Origin of the sequence: Nocardioides sp. (assembly GCF_036493135.1) — a bacterium.
In the GTDB taxonomy this organism is placed as follows: domain Bacteria; phylum Actinomycetota; class Actinomycetes; order Propionibacteriales; family Nocardioidaceae; genus Nocardioides.
The window spans coordinates 70,533-86,767 of record NZ_DASXQG010000011.1 but is presented as its reverse complement, the minus strand read 5'-3'; the positions used below and the strand labels follow the sequence as shown (position 1 = coordinate 86,767).

Annotated in this window: 12 protein-coding genes; 4 read left to right on the top strand and 8 right to left on the bottom strand. The window is 72.0% G+C overall.

The features are described 5' to 3' along the window. Positions 1-47: 47 nt before the first annotated feature. The 7 genes from VGJ24_RS01815 to VGJ24_RS01785 form a co-directional block, all read right to left on the bottom strand. Complete coding sequence (locus VGJ24_RS01815) at positions 48-926, bottom strand: acyl-CoA thioesterase II (RefSeq protein ID WP_331498757.1); 879 nt, start codon at positions 924-926, stop codon at positions 48-50. Then, the gene (locus tag VGJ24_RS01810) at positions 926-1,852 is read right to left on the bottom strand and encodes a PAC2 family protein (RefSeq protein WP_331498756.1); all 927 of its coding nucleotides are present in this window, start codon (positions 1,850-1,852) and stop codon (positions 926-928) included. Before VGJ24_RS01810 ends, VGJ24_RS01815 begins: the two co-directional genes overlap by 1 nt. A 48-nt stretch (positions 1,853-1,900) precedes the next feature. Further along, positions 1,901-2,932, bottom strand: a complete 1,032-nt coding sequence (locus VGJ24_RS01805) for a methyltransferase (RefSeq protein ID WP_331498755.1) — start codon at positions 2,930-2,932, stop codon at positions 1,901-1,903. A gap of 52 nt (positions 2,933-2,984) precedes the next feature. Further along, positions 2,985-4,892 carry a 1-deoxy-D-xylulose-5-phosphate synthase gene (dxs, locus tag VGJ24_RS01800; RefSeq protein WP_331498754.1) on the bottom strand — a complete coding sequence of 636 codons (1,908 nt, stop codon included), beginning with the start codon at positions 4,890-4,892 and terminating at the stop codon, positions 2,985-2,987. 65 nt (positions 4,893-4,957) lie between these two features. Beyond that, complete coding sequence (locus tag VGJ24_RS01795) at positions 4,958-5,818, bottom strand: NUDIX hydrolase (protein ID WP_331498753.1); 861 nt, start codon at positions 5,816-5,818, stop codon at positions 4,958-4,960. A gap of 10 nt (positions 5,819-5,828) precedes the next feature. Continuing rightward, positions 5,829-7,814, bottom strand: coding sequence for an alpha/beta hydrolase (locus VGJ24_RS01790; RefSeq protein ID WP_331498752.1), 1,986 nt, complete (start codon positions 7,812-7,814; stop codon positions 5,829-5,831). 160 nt (positions 7,815-7,974) lie between these two features. Continuing rightward, entirely contained in the window at positions 7,975-9,018 is a 1,044-nt protein-coding gene (locus tag VGJ24_RS01785) for a histone deacetylase family protein (protein WP_331498751.1), read from the bottom strand. Positions 9,019-9,074: 56 nt separating this feature from the next. On the opposite strand from VGJ24_RS01785, the gene VGJ24_RS01780 reads away from it, so the two are divergent. The 4 genes from VGJ24_RS01780 to helR all read left to right on the top strand — a co-directional run bounded on the left by VGJ24_RS01780 (position 9,075) and on the right by helR (position 14,784). After that, on the top strand, positions 9,075-10,139 hold the full coding sequence (locus VGJ24_RS01780) for a P1 family peptidase (RefSeq protein WP_331498750.1): 1,065 nt from the start codon (positions 9,075-9,077) through the stop codon (positions 10,137-10,139). Further along, positions 10,136-12,055, top strand: a complete 1,920-nt coding sequence (locus VGJ24_RS01775) for a CocE/NonD family hydrolase (protein WP_331498749.1) — start codon at positions 10,136-10,138, stop codon at positions 12,053-12,055. The genes VGJ24_RS01780 and VGJ24_RS01775 overlap by 4 nt, the downstream gene beginning before the upstream one ends. Before the next feature lie 198 nt (positions 12,056-12,253). After that, positions 12,254-12,403 carry a hypothetical protein gene (locus tag VGJ24_RS01770; RefSeq protein ID WP_331498748.1) on the top strand — a complete coding sequence of 50 codons (150 nt, stop codon included), beginning with the start codon at positions 12,254-12,256 and terminating at the stop codon, positions 12,401-12,403. A gap of 209 nt (positions 12,404-12,612) precedes the next feature. Then, the gene (gene helR / locus VGJ24_RS01765) at positions 12,613-14,784 is read left to right on the top strand and encodes an RNA polymerase recycling motor ATPase HelR (RefSeq protein WP_331498747.1); all 2,172 of its coding nucleotides are present in this window, start codon (positions 12,613-12,615) and stop codon (positions 14,782-14,784) included. On the opposite strand, the gene VGJ24_RS01760 is transcribed toward helR, so the two are convergent. Then, positions 14,785-16,215, bottom strand: coding sequence for a threonine/serine exporter family protein (locus VGJ24_RS01760; RefSeq protein ID WP_331498746.1), 1,431 nt, complete (start codon positions 16,213-16,215; stop codon positions 14,785-14,787). It lies immediately after the preceding gene. Between the last annotated feature and the right edge of the window lie 20 nt (positions 16,216-16,235).

Genomic DNA, 16,235 nt, shown 5'->3' with positions numbered 1-16,235 from the left:
TACGTTCTGGTCGTTCTAGCGACCAGAACGTATGACGTTACGGCGGGTCAGCGGGTGCGCTGACGGATCAGGCCCTCCTGGGCCACCGTCGCCACCAGGGTGCCGGCCTCGGTGAACACCCGGGCAAGGGAGAGCCCGCGCCCGCCGCTGGCCGACGGCGACCACTGGTCGTAGAGCCACCAGCGGTCGGCACGGAACGGCCGGTGGAACCAGATCGTGTGGTCGAGGGACGCCGGCATCAGCTCCGGCGACCCGATCGTGACGCCGTGCGGCACCACGGTCGCACCGAGCAGCGTCAGGTCGCTGGCGTAGGTGAACGCCGCGGTGTGCAGCACCGGATCGTCGTCGAGCTCGCCGTTGATGCGTACCCACACCTGTGCTCGGGCCGGGCGGCTGGTGTCCTCGGCCAAATGGGTATGACCCGGGTGCGCCGAGTTGCCGAGGTAACGGGTGTCGAGTGCTGCCCACTCCTTGGCGAACTCCGTCGCCGACCGCGTGTCGCCCGAGCTGAGCTCCGCGAGCTGCTCGAAGGTGAGCCCGTGGTCCGGGCCGGGCACCACGGGCATCACGTCCTGGTGGTCGAACCCTTCCTCGGGACGCTGGAAGTTCGCGGTCAGGTAGAAGATCGGGTGCCCGTGCTGCCGCGCGACGACGCGCCGGGTCTCGAACGAGCGCCCGTCCCGGATCCGCTCGGCGTCGTAGATGATCGGGATCGTGGTGTCGCCGGGACGCAGGAAGTACGCGTGCATCGAGTGCACCTCGAGCCCCTCGTCGACCGTGCGGATGCCCGCGATCAGCGCCTGGGCGGCGACCTGGCCGCCGAACACCCGCTGCCGGTCGGTGTCCGGGCTGCTGCCCCGGAAGAGATCGGTGTCCAGGGTCTCGATGTCGAGGAGCTCCACGAGCTCCGCGGCGGACGACGGCATCAGGTGTCGCTCTCGGGTCCGTCCAGGCCGGCCAGGAACTGCTCGAACTGCCGGCCGATCTCCTCCCCCGTCGGGATGGGCTCGTTCTCGGCGAGCAGGCTGTTGCCCTCCTGCTCGGCGCGCGCGAACGCGTCGTACTGGTGCTCGAGCGCCTGCACGACCTCGAGCACCTCGGTGTTCGACGCGAGGTACGTCGCGATCTCCTCGTCGCGCTCGCGTGCGGCCTCACGCAGGTCGGTGAGGTCGACGGCGACGCCGGCGGCGCGCTCGACGTGCTCGAGCAGCGACACCGACGCCTCGGGGAAGTCGAGCTGGGCGAGGTAGTGCGGGATGTGGGCCACGAAGCCCATCGCGTCGTGACCGGCCTCGCCGAGCCGCACCTCGAGCAGCGCCTGGGCGCTGGAAGGGATGCGCAGCTCACCACGCCACGGACTGTCGGCCGCCAGGAGGTCGGGATTGTTCGCGTGGTGGGTGATCGCGATCGGCCGGGTGTGGGGCACCGCCATCGGCACCGCACCCAGGCCGATCACGCGGCTCACGCCGAGCCGCTCGACGACGTGACGCACGGTGCCGGCGAAGGCCTCCCACTTGTTGTCCGGCTCCGGCCCGTGCATGAGCAGGTACGGCGTGCCGGCGTCGTCGCCGAGCACGCGGACGACCAGGCGGGGCGCGTCGTACTGCTCGTAGTGGTCGCGGACGAACGACATCGCCGGTCGCCGGGCGCGGTAGTCGTGGAACTCGTCGACCTCGAACGTCGCCACCACGCGCCCGCCGCCGGCCTCGTTGACCAGATGGCGTGCGGCGATGGCAGCGGCGTTCCCGGCGTCGAGGAACCCGTCGAGGACGAGCACCATCGCGAGCTCGGTGGCTCCGCCGAGCTCTGAGACGTCGTCGACGATGTGGACCAGCCGGTCGGGTTCGGGCACGGGTACCTCTCGGGTCGGGGACACGGTTCAGCGTCCCAGGGCTCCACCCTATTCCGCGGTCTCAGCGGCCGGCCGGGCCTCCAGCACGTTCCAGTCGGTGCCGGTGGCCCCGCGTGTGGACGCGGTGAAGCCCGCATCGACCAGCAGCTCGTCGTACTCCGCCTGGGTGCGCTCGCGGGCGCCGAACATCACCAGCATGTGCAGGTCGACGAGGTGCACCTCGCGTAGTTCCTCGAAGGACCTCCCGGGCGCATCGAGGACGTGCTCGACGACGAGGAGCCGGGCATGGTCGGGCACCGCCGCCCGGACGGTGCGGAGGATCCTGACGGCGTCGGCGTCGTCCCAGTCGTGCAGCACGTTGGCGATCGTGTAGACGTCCCCTCCCCCGGGCAGCGACCTGAAGAAGTCGGACGGCACGCACGTCGTGCGGTCTCCGAGACCCGCGGCAGCGAAGACGGCCTCGGCCTCGGCGGCCATGGCCGGCTGGTCGGCGAGGACGCCGTGCAGTGAGGGCAGCGCCTCGAGCAGTCCGGTCAGCATGGCCCCGCGCCCGCCGCCGACGTCGACGATGGTCGAGGCGCCGGACAGGTCCGTGGCGGTGAGCAGTGCCGCCACCTGCCCCGAGCCGCGGCGGGCCATGGCGGCGTTGAACATCCGCTGAGCCTCGGGGTCGCGGGCCAGGTGCTCCCAGGACGGCAGCCCGTTCACGCTCTCGTACACCCCCGACCCGCTGCGCACGGCCTCGTCGAGCGCATGCCAGGCGGCCAGGTTGGGCAGGGTGGCCTGCATCAGCACCAGGTCGCGGAGCCGGCTCGGGTGATCCTCACGCAGGGTGGCCCCGAGTGCGGTGTTGCGGTAGGCGTCGGGCGCCACGCGTTCGACGAGCCCGAGGTCGGACAGGCTCCGGAGCAGCCGCGACAGTGTGGGTGGGTCGGTATCCGTACGAGCTGCCACCTCGTCCTCGACGAGTGGCCCGTCGAGAACGTCGAAGATCCCGAGGACGCAGGCTGCGCGCAGCGCCATGGTGATCCACGAACCGCGCACCATCCAGAGGACGGACCGGACCGGGTCTTCGCTCATCGGGCTTCTCCCCCACTCAGGGGGACAGCCTGCCGCAGACGGGTGCCGGGTGTCAGTCGCGCGTGGCTCGCTCGGCGATCGAGAGTGTCTCGTGGCCGTCGGCCGCGAGCCGCTCGACCACGCCTCGGGCGATGGTCTGGGCGTTCAGGCCGACCCGGTCCAGAATGGACCGCCGCTCGGCGTGCCGGAGGAACTCCTGGGGGATGCCGTGCAGCGAGAACGGCGTGGCGACGCCCTCGTCGCTCAGCCGCTGCAGGAGGGTCGCACCGACGCCGCCGACGCGGCCGTTGTCCTCGATGCTGACCACCAGCCGGTGGTCACGCGCCAGGCCGACCAGGGCGGCGTCGAGGGGCTTGACCCAGCGTGGGTCGACCACGGTGACGCCGATGCCCTGCGCCTCGAGCCGCTCCGCGACCTCGACCGCGACGGAGGCCATCGCGCCGACGCCGACCACGAGCACGTCCCTGGCGCCGCGGCGTACCAGCACGTCGCAGGTGCCCGCCCGGTCGACCGCGGGGATGTCGTCGGGCGGCGAGCCCTTCGGCAGTCGCACGACGGTGGGCGCGTCGTTCACGTCGACGGCCTCGCGCAGCAGCTCGCGCACGCGTGCGCCGTCGCGTGGCGCGGCGAACCGGAGCCCGGGGACGACCTGGAGGATCGACATGTCCCACATGCCGTTGTGGCTGGCCCCGTCGGTGCCGGTCACGCCGGCGCGATCGAGCACGAACGTGACCCCGCACTTGTGCAGCGCGACATCCATCAGTACCTGGTCGAAGGCGCGGTTCAGGAACGTCGCGTAGATCGCGACGACGGGATGGAGGCCGCCCATCGCCAGGCCGGCCGCGCTGGTCACCGCGTGCTGCTCGGCGATGCCGACGTCGTAGGTCCGCTCGGGGTACGCCGCGGCGAAGGGCGCGAGCCCGACCGGGTAGAGCATCGCGGCGGTGATGCCGACGATGTCCTGGCGCTCCTGGCCGAGCGCGACCATCTCCTCGGTGAAGTAGTCGGTCCAGATGCGGCCCGCGGGGCGAGCCTCTCCGGTCTCGACGTCGAACGCCCCGACCTGGTGGAACTGGTCGGTCTCGTTGCGCTCGGCGGGGTTGTAGCCGAAGCCCTTGTGGGTGATCACGTGCACGATCACCGGACGGCCGAAGCGCTTGGCCTGGGTCAACGCCTGCTCGACGGCCAGCCGGTCGTGGCCGTCGATGGGGCCGACGTACTTCAGGCCGAGGTCCTCGAACATGCCCTGCGGGGCGAGGGCGTCCTTCATGCCCTTCTTCATGGCGTGCAGCGCGTCGTACACGGCGGGGCCGACGCCCTTGACCTTCTTCAGGCGCTTCTTGACGAGGTCGAGCATCTCCTCGTAGCGCGGGTTGGTGCGCAGCGTGGCCAGGTGGGTGGCGAGGCCGCCGACGGTCGGCTGGTAGGACCGGCCGTTGTCGTTGACGACCATGACCAGCTTGCGGTCGCCGCCCATCGCGATGTTGTTCAGGGCCTCCCAGGCCATGCCACCGGTGAGGGCGCCATCGCCGATCACGGCTACGACGTAGCGGTCCTCGCCGCGCAGCGCGTAGGCCTTGGCCAGGCCGTCGGCGTAGGACAGCGACGTGGAGGCGTGGGAGTTCTCGACGATGTCGTGCTCGGACTCGGTCTGGTTCGGGTAGCCGGAGAGCCCGCCCTCGGTGCGCAGGGTGTCGAACTGGGTCGAGCGCCCGGTGAGCATCTTGTGGACGTAGGCCTGGTGCCCGGTGTCCCACACGACGCGGTCGCTCGGGGAGTCGAAGGTGCGGTGGATCGCGAGGGTCAGCTCGACGACGCCGAGGTTGGGACCGAGATGCCCGCCGCGGGGGGCACAGGTGCGGACCAGCTCGTCACGGATCTCGCTGGCCAGCGCGTCCAGCTGGGCGTCGGTGAGGTCGCGGAGGTCGGCAGGCGAGGTGACCTGCTCCAGCAGTCCCATCCGTGCCCTTTCCTCCGGCTGACCGATCCCGTCGAGTGTAGACGGGCGCGGCTCGCCTCCGAGGTTCACGAGGTCATCCTCCGGTAGACGTCGGAGTCGAGGAAGGCCGGCACGGCCAGTACCCCGGTCATGGTCAGGTCGAGGTGGCGGGCGCGGTCGGGCTCGACGAAGACGATCTGCCGTCCCTCATGGCACTCGATGTCGCCGTCGGTGAGGTCGACGCGCGCGACGTACACGTGGACGCGGTCGACCGAGCCGTAGTTCGGGTGGAAGACGTCGAGGACGTCGAAGGGTTCGAGGGTGCCCGGGCGGAGCTGGACGCCGGTCTCCTCCTCGAGCTCGCGGTAGGCCCCGGTCTCCGGGTCCTCTCCCGGTTCGAGGTGCCCGCCGGACAGACCCCACCGGTCCGGGTCGATCGGGGCGTGCTCGTCGCGCTCCTGGAGCAGTACCCGGCCCGCGCCGTCGACGAGCATCACACACCCGAACGCGTGCGGGTCGGGGCGGCCGAAGCGCTCGACGTACGCCGGGTGGCCGATCACATGCGGGAGGCCATGGACGAGGTTGCGGCCCCACCTCAGCGTGTGGATCGTGCGCGGGTCGACGAACACGATCTGCCGACCTTCGTGGCAGACCACGTCGCGGTCGGTGAGGTCGGTGAGCGCCAGGAACAACGAGACGTCGTGGTCGTCGCGGCAGTCGTCGCACCAGTAGCGGAAGGCGGTCACCGGGGTGAGGCCGACGCCGGTCACCTCGGTCTCCTCGGCCAGCTCTCGGAGCGCCGCATCCACGTCGGTCTCGCCGTCCTCGATCCCGCCGCCGACCAGCGACCACTGGTCGGGGTTCACCGGCGCGTTCTCGTCGCGCTCCTGGAGCAGCAGCCAGCCGCGTTCGTCGACCAGGACGACGGCGGCGATACGACGGCTCACGCCGCCATCCTCACGGAGCGCGGAAGGAGACTGATACCCGGTGCCCCGCGAAGGTGCCGAGCAGGGTCGCCCGCGCTCCTTCACGCCGCGTCGCCCAGTGCCCGTGGAGCCGGCCGCGGTGACCGTGCCCGGCGACGGTCAGGTCGACGCTCATCCGGTTCGCGAACCGGGTCCAGGTCGCGGTGCCGCTGACCGCCAGGTCACGCGTGAGGCGTACGCCGTGCAGGTGGAAGACCGTGGTGCGGTCGCCGGTGTAGGTCCACGTGCCACCGCGCAGACCGACCGAGTGCCCGGAGTAGTTGTTCCACCAGCGGTCGACGAGGTCGGCGACCGTCGCCGCGGCCGCCGGCGCGACCCGACGAGCCAGCAGCGACCCGTGCCCCGAGCCGGCCGGAACGCCCCGGAGGGTGCGCGGGAAGATGCCCATGGTGCGCACCGGCGGCACCCTGGGCGCGCAGCCGTGGCGCGGCCAATGGGACGGCGTACGCACGAAGCGGCGCAGGATCCGGACGGCGCAGTCGTCGGTGTCACCGACGGCGGTCACATGGAAGCTGTTGGCGACGTGGATCTGCTTCGACCGCGGGAACTGACGGGCGACCATCGCTCCCTCGGCCGGAGTCGTGATCGAGTCGAGCTCTCCGCTGAGCACCAGGGTCGGCACGCGGGTGTAGTGCCCGCCCCGCGGGCGTGGCGGCCGGGCCGGGTTGTCCGCGGCCGCCGTCGGCCACCGGGTGCACCAGTCGAGGTACTGCCAGTCGGAGCGGGCGTACTCGCGGACCGTGAAGGGCCCGTACGTGTGCGGGTGCGTGGCGGTCCGCCGGCTCAGCGCCGCGGCGTACTGGCGCAACCGGGTCTTCGGCCGTGCGGCCATGTCGTAGACCTGCGGGTAGTCGTGGCAGGGGACGGCCGCGTCGAGGCCCTCGCTGTAGGCCCGGACCGCCCCGGCGTTCGTGCCGCCACCCTTGGCCTCGGCGACCAGACGGAGCAGCGCCGCGCGGTCCCCCCGTAGCGCCGACCGGAGCGCGGCGGTGAGCTCACGGTAGGCGTAGGGGCCGTACGTCGCGCCGTACGCCGTGGTCGCGAGCGTGGGGGCGTTCACCGTCACCTCCATGCGCCGGCCGTCGCCGTCGTGCGAGACGCCGTGCCAGGCGTGCCGGCGTACGTCGTGGAGGACACGACGCATCGCGAGCGCGAAGCCAGCACCGTGGCCGTGGCAGGCCGAGGAGCGCCGGCACGCCTTGACGAACGACGAGCGCATGGCCGGCCCCTGGGTCGGATACCACCCGGTCTCGCCGTACGTCGGGTAGGCGCTGTCGAGCACGATGCTGCGCAGCAGGTCGCCGTGGCGGCCGGCGAACACCTGGGCGAAGAACGTGCCGTAGGAGTCGCCGTACAGGTCGACCTTGCCGAGGTCGAGCCGCCGGATCACGGCCGCGAGGTCGTCGGCGGATCGGGCGCTGGAATAGTCGTCACTGCGGTCTCCGAGGCTGCGGCCGCAGCGGCCGGCGGCGACCGAGTAGACGATCTCGAGGTTCTGCAGGTCGGGGCAGTCGAGGGCAGCGGACCGTCCGGTGCCGCGCTGGTCGACCAGCAGGAGGTTGTGTCGCTGGAGCAGCGGCCCGTACATCTCGGCGTACGACGAGCCGGTGCCGGTGGTCGAGTATCCGGGCCCCCCCTCGTGCGGGACGAACGTGCCGAGCGCGGGCCGGCTGTGGTCGCGCGCCGGCACGAAGGCGAAGCCGACGCGGACCTTCCCGGCGGACGGGTTGCCCGGCTCCCAGCTCCGCTCGATGTGGCCGCAGTGTGCCCGCGCCACGACTCCACAGGGATGCAGCGTGAGCGAGCCGACGGTGATCCGGTGGCCGGCCTTCGCCGTCGGCGCCTGGCTGAGCCGGTGTGTGTACGGCGTCGGCCCGCCCGGGTCTGCGGTCGCGTTCGGGGCCAGGCCGAGGGCCAACGCCCCGACGGTCAGCGGGACGAGGAGCCGTAGGCGCATTCGGTCAGCATCCCGTACGCCTGGCGGCTGGAACAGCACGGTGTCGTCACGTGCCACGGGTGCTCGAGCCCACTCCGGTCCGCGCGTCGGGCCGGCGCGAACAGCCGACGCGCTGACGCCCTCGAGCCCGACCGGCTCTCGTCTGACCCGTCGGTTCCGGTCAGTCGTGCCCGTCGAGGTACGCCGAGACCAGGCCGCCGATCGTGTCGAGGTGGTAGCCGCCCTCCTGCACCAGCACCGCGGGCAGTCCGAGCGAGCCGACCAGCCGGCCGGCCGCGGCGTACCCCTCGGCGGTGACCTGCAGCGGGCTCTCGGGGTCGTCGGCGGCCGCGTCGACGCCGAGCGAGACGACCAGCGCGTCGGCCCTGCCGGCGTACTCGGTCAGCTGCTGCACGGCCTCGAGCCACTCCGCGTCGCCGGTGCCCTCGGCCAGCGGGAGGTTGCGGGTGGCCCCGGCACCGGCGCCGGAGCCGGTCTCGTAGGCGTGGCCGAAGTAGTGGGGGAACCAGCCGGCGCCGGGATCGACATGAAGCGAGCCGTAGCGGACGTCCCCGCGTTCCCAGAAGATCGCCTGGGTGCCGTTGCCGTGGTGGGCGTCGAGGTCGACCACGGCGACGGTGTCGTGCCCGGCGTCGCGCAACGCCTCGGCGGCGACCGCGGCGTTGTTGAGGTAGCAGGACCCGCCGTACCCGTCGCGGGTCGCATGGTGACCCGGCGGCCGGCAGAGCGCGTACGCCGCGGGGGCGCCGGCGGAGACGAGGTCCACCGCGGTCAGGGCGCAGTCGACCGCCGCACGGGCGGCCTCCCAGGTGCCCGGGCCGACCAGGGTCATCGTGTCGTAGCCGAACTGGCCGGCCCGGCCGTGCGTCGCGGCGGCCCTGGTCGGCGGCATGCCCTGGGTCATCGCGGCCGTCGGGAAGACATAGGGCACGACCCGGTCCTGGCCGACCAGCTCGACGTACGGACCGGTCAGCCACTCGGCGTGGACGGTCCGGAGGTGGTCGACGAAGGCCGGGGCGTGGATGCGGCGCAGCACCTCGTCGTCGTGCGGCGTCGCAGCCACCCGCTCGTGGTCGGACAACGCATCCAGGATGCGGTCGACCCGCTCGGGCAGCTCGGTGCCATTAGTCGGGACGCCGACCCAGACCTCGCGCATCGGCTCGTGGCGGCGGGTCTCCGGCGACCACACGACGGGGATCGGCATGAGTTCAGCATGGCAGAGATTTCTGTACGGCCGTTCAGCCCTGCTTGGATGGGTCCATGCCGCGCGCCCGTGACCTGGGGATCGTGATCGGGTCGCTTCCGACCGGTCCGACCAACTCCGTGCTCGACGTCCCCGGTGTGGGGCTGGGCCACGCCACCGTGATCCGCGACGAGCCGGCGCCTCCCGAGGGCCGTGGCCTGGCGCGCACCGGCGTCACCTGTCTGGTGCTGGCCGAGGACGCCTTCACCCGGATGGTCCCGGCCGGCGGAGCCGTGCTCAACGGCGCCGGCGAGTGCACCGGCTTCATCACCGCGGCCGAGTGGGGTTCGGCGGAGACCCCGGTCTACCTGACCTCGACGCTCCAGCTCGGCCGGGTCTACGACTCGGCGTGCCGGATCGAGCTCGAGGCGAACCCGTCGAGCGCGGTCGACTTCATCATCCCGGTGGTCGCCGAGTGCGACGACTCGTACCTCAACGACGCGCGGCGGATGCAGGTCGAGCACGAGGACGTGGTGACGGCGTACGACGCGGCCACGGCCTCGCGCGGTTCCGCCACGCCGCCGGACGAGGGCGCGGTCGGATCGGGCACGGGGATGTCGTGCCTCGGGTTCAAGGGCGGCATCGGGACGTCGTCGCGGCTCGTGGGCGACCACACGGTCGCGGTCCTGCTGATGACAAACTTCGGTGCCCGCGAGGAGCTGATCGTGGACGGCGTGCCCGTCGGGCGCGCGCTCGGGCCGGCGCCCACGGCCGAACCGACCAAGCCCGCCGGGTCGTGCATCGGGATCGTGGTCACCGACGCGCCCGTGGACGGTGCTTCGTGCGCGCGGCTGGCCCGACGGGTCGGGCTCGGCCTGGCCCGCGCCGGTTCGGTGGCCCACCACGGCAGTGGCGAGATCTTCATGGCGTTCGGCACCGGGATGCGGATGGACCGAGACGGCAAGCCGGACGGGACGCCGGTGACGACGGGGCGAGCGCTGGATCCGTTGTTCGCGGCCGTCGTCGAGGCGTCGGAGGAGGCCGTGCTGAACTCGATGTTCACCGCCCCCACCGTGTCCGGACGCGACGGGAACACCAGCGAGACCGCGCACACCCCGGCCGTGCTGGACCTGCTCCGATGAGGGAGCAGGAGGTCCGCATCCCGGTCCGCGACGGGTCGTGGCTGGCGGCGACCGTCTACATCCCGGACGACGACGCGGGACCGCAGCCGTGCCTGGTGGAAGCGCTGCCGTACCGCAAGGACGACCTGACCTCGTCCTACGCGAAGGGCTACCGCAGCCTGTGCGAGAAGTACGGGTACGCCGTGGCGCGCATCGACGTGCGCGGCACCGGGTCGTCGCCGGGCGACGCACTCGACGAGTACCAGGAGGCCGAGCAGCAGGACCTGCCGGACGCGTTCACCTGGCTGGCCGCGCAGGACTGGTGCGACGGGCAGATCGGGATGTGGGGCACGTCGTACTCCGGCTTCAACTCGCTCCAGATCGCGGCGGAGCGACCACCGGAGCTGAAGGCGATCTGCGCGATCTTCGCCACCGACGACCGGTGGACCGACGACGTGCACTGGCGCGGCGGCGCGCTGCGGCTGGTCGACCTGGTCGACTACGACCACTACATGACGCCGATGTGCGTCCTGCCGCCCGTGCCGGCGGTGTGGGGCGCCGTCGACGGTGCGGACTGGCGTGAGGAGTGGCAGCGGCGGCTCGAGACCAACGAGCCGTGGGTCCTGACCTGGCTCCGCGAGAACCGGCACGGCCCCTACTGGGACCACGGGTCGGTACGGCTGGGCGGGACGACGTCGGGCTACGAGCGGATCGGCTGCCCGGTGATGATCGTGGCGGGATGGGCCGACGGCTACCGGAACAACTCGTTCCGCACCGTCGCCGAGCTCGCCCGGCACGGCGTACCGCACCGGCTGCTGGCCGGACCGTGGGCGCACGCCGACCCGGCGACCGCGATGCCCGGGCCGCGCATCGACTTCGACGCCGAGCTGGCCGCGTGGTTCGACCACTGGCTGCGCGGCACGGGCGAGCACGAGGACCGGCTCGACGTGTTCGTGCGCGCGTCGACCCGTCCCGAGATCGACCTCGACCTGCACGAGGGGCGATGGGTGACGCTGCCGTCGGTGCCACCGGTCACCGAGGCGGCGCTCGACCTCGCCGCGCCGGTGACCCTCACGGTCGCGCCGGACGTCGGGACCGCGGCGTGGATCGACTGCGCCGGCCACCTGCCGTGGGGGCTCTCCGGAGACCAGCGTCTGGACGACGAGCGCTCGCTGACCTGGGAGGTCGAGCCGCCGCCGTCACCCGTCGTCGGCCACCCGGTGTTCCGGGCCCGGCTCTGGGCGACCGAGCCGGCGGCGTCGATCTCGGTGAAGCTCTGCGACGTGTTCCCCGACGGGACCTCGGCCCTGGTCTCGCGTGGGTCGCTCGACCTCGCCTTCCGCGAGAGCGTGCACGGCCCGGCGTCGCCGCTGGTGCCCGGCCACGAGGTCGAGGTGGAGGTGGTGCTCGACGCGTGCGCCTACGAGTGGACGCCCGGCAACACCCTGCGCGTGTCCGTCGCCGGTGCCGACTGGCCGAACACAGTCGCTCCCCCGGCTCCGGTGTCGATGACGTTGCGGACCGCATCGCTGACGCTGCCGTTCCTGGACGGCGAGTTCCCCGAGCCGGTCTTCGGCCCGGGTGCGGCGCACTCGTCGGAGACGACCGAGGGGATCGGCTGGTCGATCCACCACGACGTCCTGAACCGGACGACGTCGGCCACGACGCGGTCCGACTCGCGCTACTCCACGCCGTACGACGGCACCGCGCACGAGCTGTACCTCGGCGAGGTGTCCGTGGACACCCGCACGTTCGCCCAACGAGCCAGCGCCAACACCGTCTTCGACCTGACCTGGCCCGGCATCGAGATCACCGTCCGCTCGACGATGACGCTCGACGTGACCCCGACGTCGTACGAGGTGTCGATCTGGACCCAGGCCGTCCTCGACAGCGAGTCGATCAGCGAACGCACCTGGCAGGAGTCCATCCCGCGCTAGTGCTCATGCGGGCCCGGCACCGAGCACCGCCGTCATCCGGACCGACACGAGCACGTCCGGCAGGACGACCCCGACCTCGAACGACGAATGGAGACGAGAATCACTCGCCGAAGCGGTCGCTACGTTTTCGTCAGAGGTGGTCGTCCTGTCATCCTGGAGTCAGCGAGAAGTCCTCGCTGATCAGTTGAAGGAAAGCCCATGTCGCACGCCACGTCAGACACCTCGCACCGCTCGACCTCGAAGGTCGCGCGCCTCACCACCGCGGTCCGCAAGAGCTGGACCGAGGCCCGGTACACCGACCGCCAGCTCATGGCACTGCGTACCAACCTCAGCCGCCACTCCGGCTGAGCAGCCGGTCGTCGACGGCCCCGTCAGCGGGCGGCCGGACGACCTCGCCAGTTCGCAGAGACTCCCAGCGGTCAGGGCATCGAGAAGGCGAGGGGCTCGACCCCTCGCCACTATCAACGTATAGCGCACCGGGGGTCTTGCGGCAAGCCCCCCGTCGTGTCGCAGAATCGCCGACCCCGGGCCAACCACTGCGAACTGGAGCTGATCAGTTGACCTCGCTGACGGGTAGCGCGTTCTGTCTTCCCGACCACCTCACCGCCAAGGCCGACCCGGCTCTGGTCGACGGCGACGAGCGGCACTTCGCGGACATCGCGGAGAGCCTGGAGCAGTCGGTCGGCGACCTGTCGGACCGCCTCGACGCCGAGCGCAGGGCACCCGGGGGTGCCGGGCAGGAGGCGATGGACCGGGACCTGGAGATCCACCGCCTGACCGCCCGCCTCCGGACCCTGCGGCGCTACGGCCTGGACCTGTGCCTCGGTCGCGTCGTCGGCGATGACGGCGGCGAGACCGTCTACATCGGACGGCTCGGCCTCACCGACAGGTCCGGGCGCCGGCTGCTCGTCGACTGGAGGTCTCCTGCGGCGGAGCCGTTCTTCGGGGCGACCCACGCGAACCCGATGGGGCTGGCGAGCCGCCGCAGGTACCGCTGGACCCGCGGCCGGATCACCGACTACTGGGACGAGGTGTTCACCCCGGAGGGGCTCGTCGGCCACGCCGCGCTCGACGACCAGTCCGCCTTCATCGCCAGCCTGGGAGGCAGCAGGTCGGGCCGGATGCGCGACGTGCTCGGCACCATCCAGGCCGATCAGGACGCCATCATCCGCGCGGGATCGCGCAGCACCCTGGTCGTCGACGGCGGTCCGGGCACCGGCAAGACCGTGGTCGCGCTGCACCGTGCGGCGTACCTCCTCTACGCGGACCCGCGCCTCGGCGAGGGTCGCGGAGGAGTGCTCTTCGTGGGACCGCACCAGCCCTACCTGGCGTACGTCGCCGACGTACTGCCCAGCCTCGGCGAGGAGGGGGTGCAGACCTGCACACTGCGTGACTTCCTGCCCGAAGGGGCCGCGGCGCCGGAGGAAGCCGACCCGGAGGTGGCCCGGCTCAAGTCGACCGCAGCGATGGTGACGGCGATCGAGCCGGCGGTCCGGCTCTACGAGGAGCCGCCGGCCGAGGGCATGGAGGTCGCGACCCCGTGGGCCGACGTCTGGCTGGAACCGCACGACTGGACCGAGGCGTTCGAGTCGCTCGAGCCCGGGACCTCGCACAACGAGGGCCGCGACCAGGTCTGGGAGGAGCTGCTCGCGATCCTCGTGGACAAGCACGGGAGCAACCCCGACGACCCCGACGACCCCGACGTCTCGGAGGACCTGATCCGTCGCGCGCTCGCCCAGAACGACGAGCTGGTCGACGCCTTCGGCCGCGCCTGGCCGTTGATCGACCCGACGGACCTGGTCGGCGACCTGTGGTCGGTGCCGGCGTACCTGCGCCGATGTGCTCCCTGGCTCGATCCCGATCAGGTGCGGTTGCTTCAGCGCCGGGAGCCGCGGGCCTGGACGAGCTCCGACCTCCCGCTCCTGGACGCGGCCCGGCAGCGACTCGGCGACCCGGACGCATCGCGCCGCCGACGTCGGCAACGTGCCGCCGCGGCCGCCGAACGCGAGGAGATGTCCCGCGTCGTCGACCACCTGATCGCGAGCGACGACTCCGACATGCAGGTGATGTCGATGCTGCGGGTGCACGACCTGCAGAACGCCCTGGTCGACGAGGACGCAGCCGGCGGCCTCGACCCGGACCTGCTCGCGGGCCCGTTCGCGCACATCGTGGTCGACGAGGCCCAGGAGCTGACCGACGCCGAGTGGCAGATGCTCCTGCTCCGATGCCCGTCCCGCAGCTTCACCATCGTCGGGGATCGGGCCCAGGCGCGGCACGGGTTCGTGGAGTCCTGGCAGGAACGCCTCCGACGGATCGGGCTGGACCGGATCAACCTGGCCACGCTGACCATCAACTACCGCACGCCGGAGGAGGTCATGGTGGAGGCCGAGCCGGTGATCCGGGCCGTGCTCCCGGACGCCAACGTTCCGACGTCCATCCGCGGCAGCGGCATCCCCGTCGTCCACGGATCCAGATCGGACCTGGACGCGATCCTGGAGACGTGGCTGGCCGAGAACCACGAGGGGATCGCCTGCGTCATCGGCGATCCGACCTTCCGCGCGACCTCACGGGTCCGATCGCTGACACCGGAGCTGTCGAAGGGCCTCGAGTTCGACCTGGTCGTGCTCATCGACCCGAAGACCTTCGGGCACGGCATCGAAGGAGCGGTCGACCACTACGTCGCGATGACCCGGGCGACCCAGCAGCTGGTGATCCTCACCAGCGCCTGATCACGGGGACGGTGGCGGCTCACTCCCCCGACCGCGATCCGGGGCGGGGTCGGCGACCCGCTTCGTCGCTCGCCGACGCCGCAGGCCGCGGACCCCGCGCACGGTGTGCGGTCCGACCAGGCGCGGGCCGGCGAGCTTGCTCTCCAGTCGGCGTGCCTCGCGGCGGATGGGCTGCGCGACGTACTCACCGAGGATGGCGCCGGAGCTCAGCGCGATCGCGATCGCCGCGGCCGTGACCATGGCGAGCAGGGCCGCGCTGGCGTCGGTCGCCAACAGGCTGAGCCCGCGGTAGATCGAGAGTCCGGGCAGGAACGGGGTGATGCCGGCGGCCACCACGACCAGCGTCGGGATCCGCCAGCGGGCGGCGACCGGATAGCTGATCAGCCCGAGCAGCAGGGCCGCCAGCGCCGAGGACCAGGCGACACCGAAGTCGCGGTTGAGCGCCCCGACGTACACCGCGACCGCGACCGCCGCCACGGCCGCGATCGGCACCAGGGACCGCGACGGCGCGTACGCCGAGAAGGAGTACGCCGCCGCCGCGATCGCACCACCCAGCACCATGACCGGCAGGTGGGTGGTCGAATACGCGCCAGGATGGAGCGGACCCAGGTCTACGCCGAGCAGGTCGGCGGCCTTGAGCCCGCCGCTGACCCCGGCCGCGATCCCGGCGGTCGCCAGGAACGCCTCGAGGATCCGGGCGCCCGCCGTCACCGGGAACCCGGTCAGGGCGTCCTGCACCGCACCGAGGAAGTTCACGCCCGCCAGCAGCATCACGATGCTCGTCGAGACCACGAGGCTCGGCGACACGTCGGCAGGGGTGGCCGCCACCCCGACCGCGATCAGCGTCGCGAGCAGCCCGCCGGCGACCTGCTGGTAGAAGGTCGGCAGCCGGCGACGACCCATCTGCCGCTGCAGGGCGTCCACGAGCATCGCGGCGGCGGCAGCCACGGCGACCACGAGCCAGTTGCCGCCGAGAACCATGCCGACGCCACCGCCCATGACGCCGAGGGCCACCGTGACCGACCAGCGCGGCCGTGGGTGGCCGGTGGAGCTGATCCTGTTCAGCAGGTGGGTGGCCTCGACCCGATCGATCGTGCCCGCCAGCAGGGCGCGGATCAGATGGTCGACGTCCGTCAGGTCGCCGTAGTCGACCTCGCGGTAGCGCACCTGCCGGAACTGCACCAGGGCCGGCTCCTCGGGTGAGGACTGCTGGCTCATGGTGAGCTGGGTGAACATCACGTCTGCGGTGAACCCCCGCAGCCCGCAGGCCCAGGCGACGTTCCGCATGGCGGCGCTCACGTCGCTCGCTCCCGCACCGGAGGAGAGCAGCAGCTCGCCGATCCGCAGCGACAGGCTCATGATCGCGGTGATCTCGCGGATGTCGCGGTCGCCGGGGGCGGGGCTGCCGACGGGCTCGGGATCGGGGGACATGGCGGCGACCAGTCTGCCGG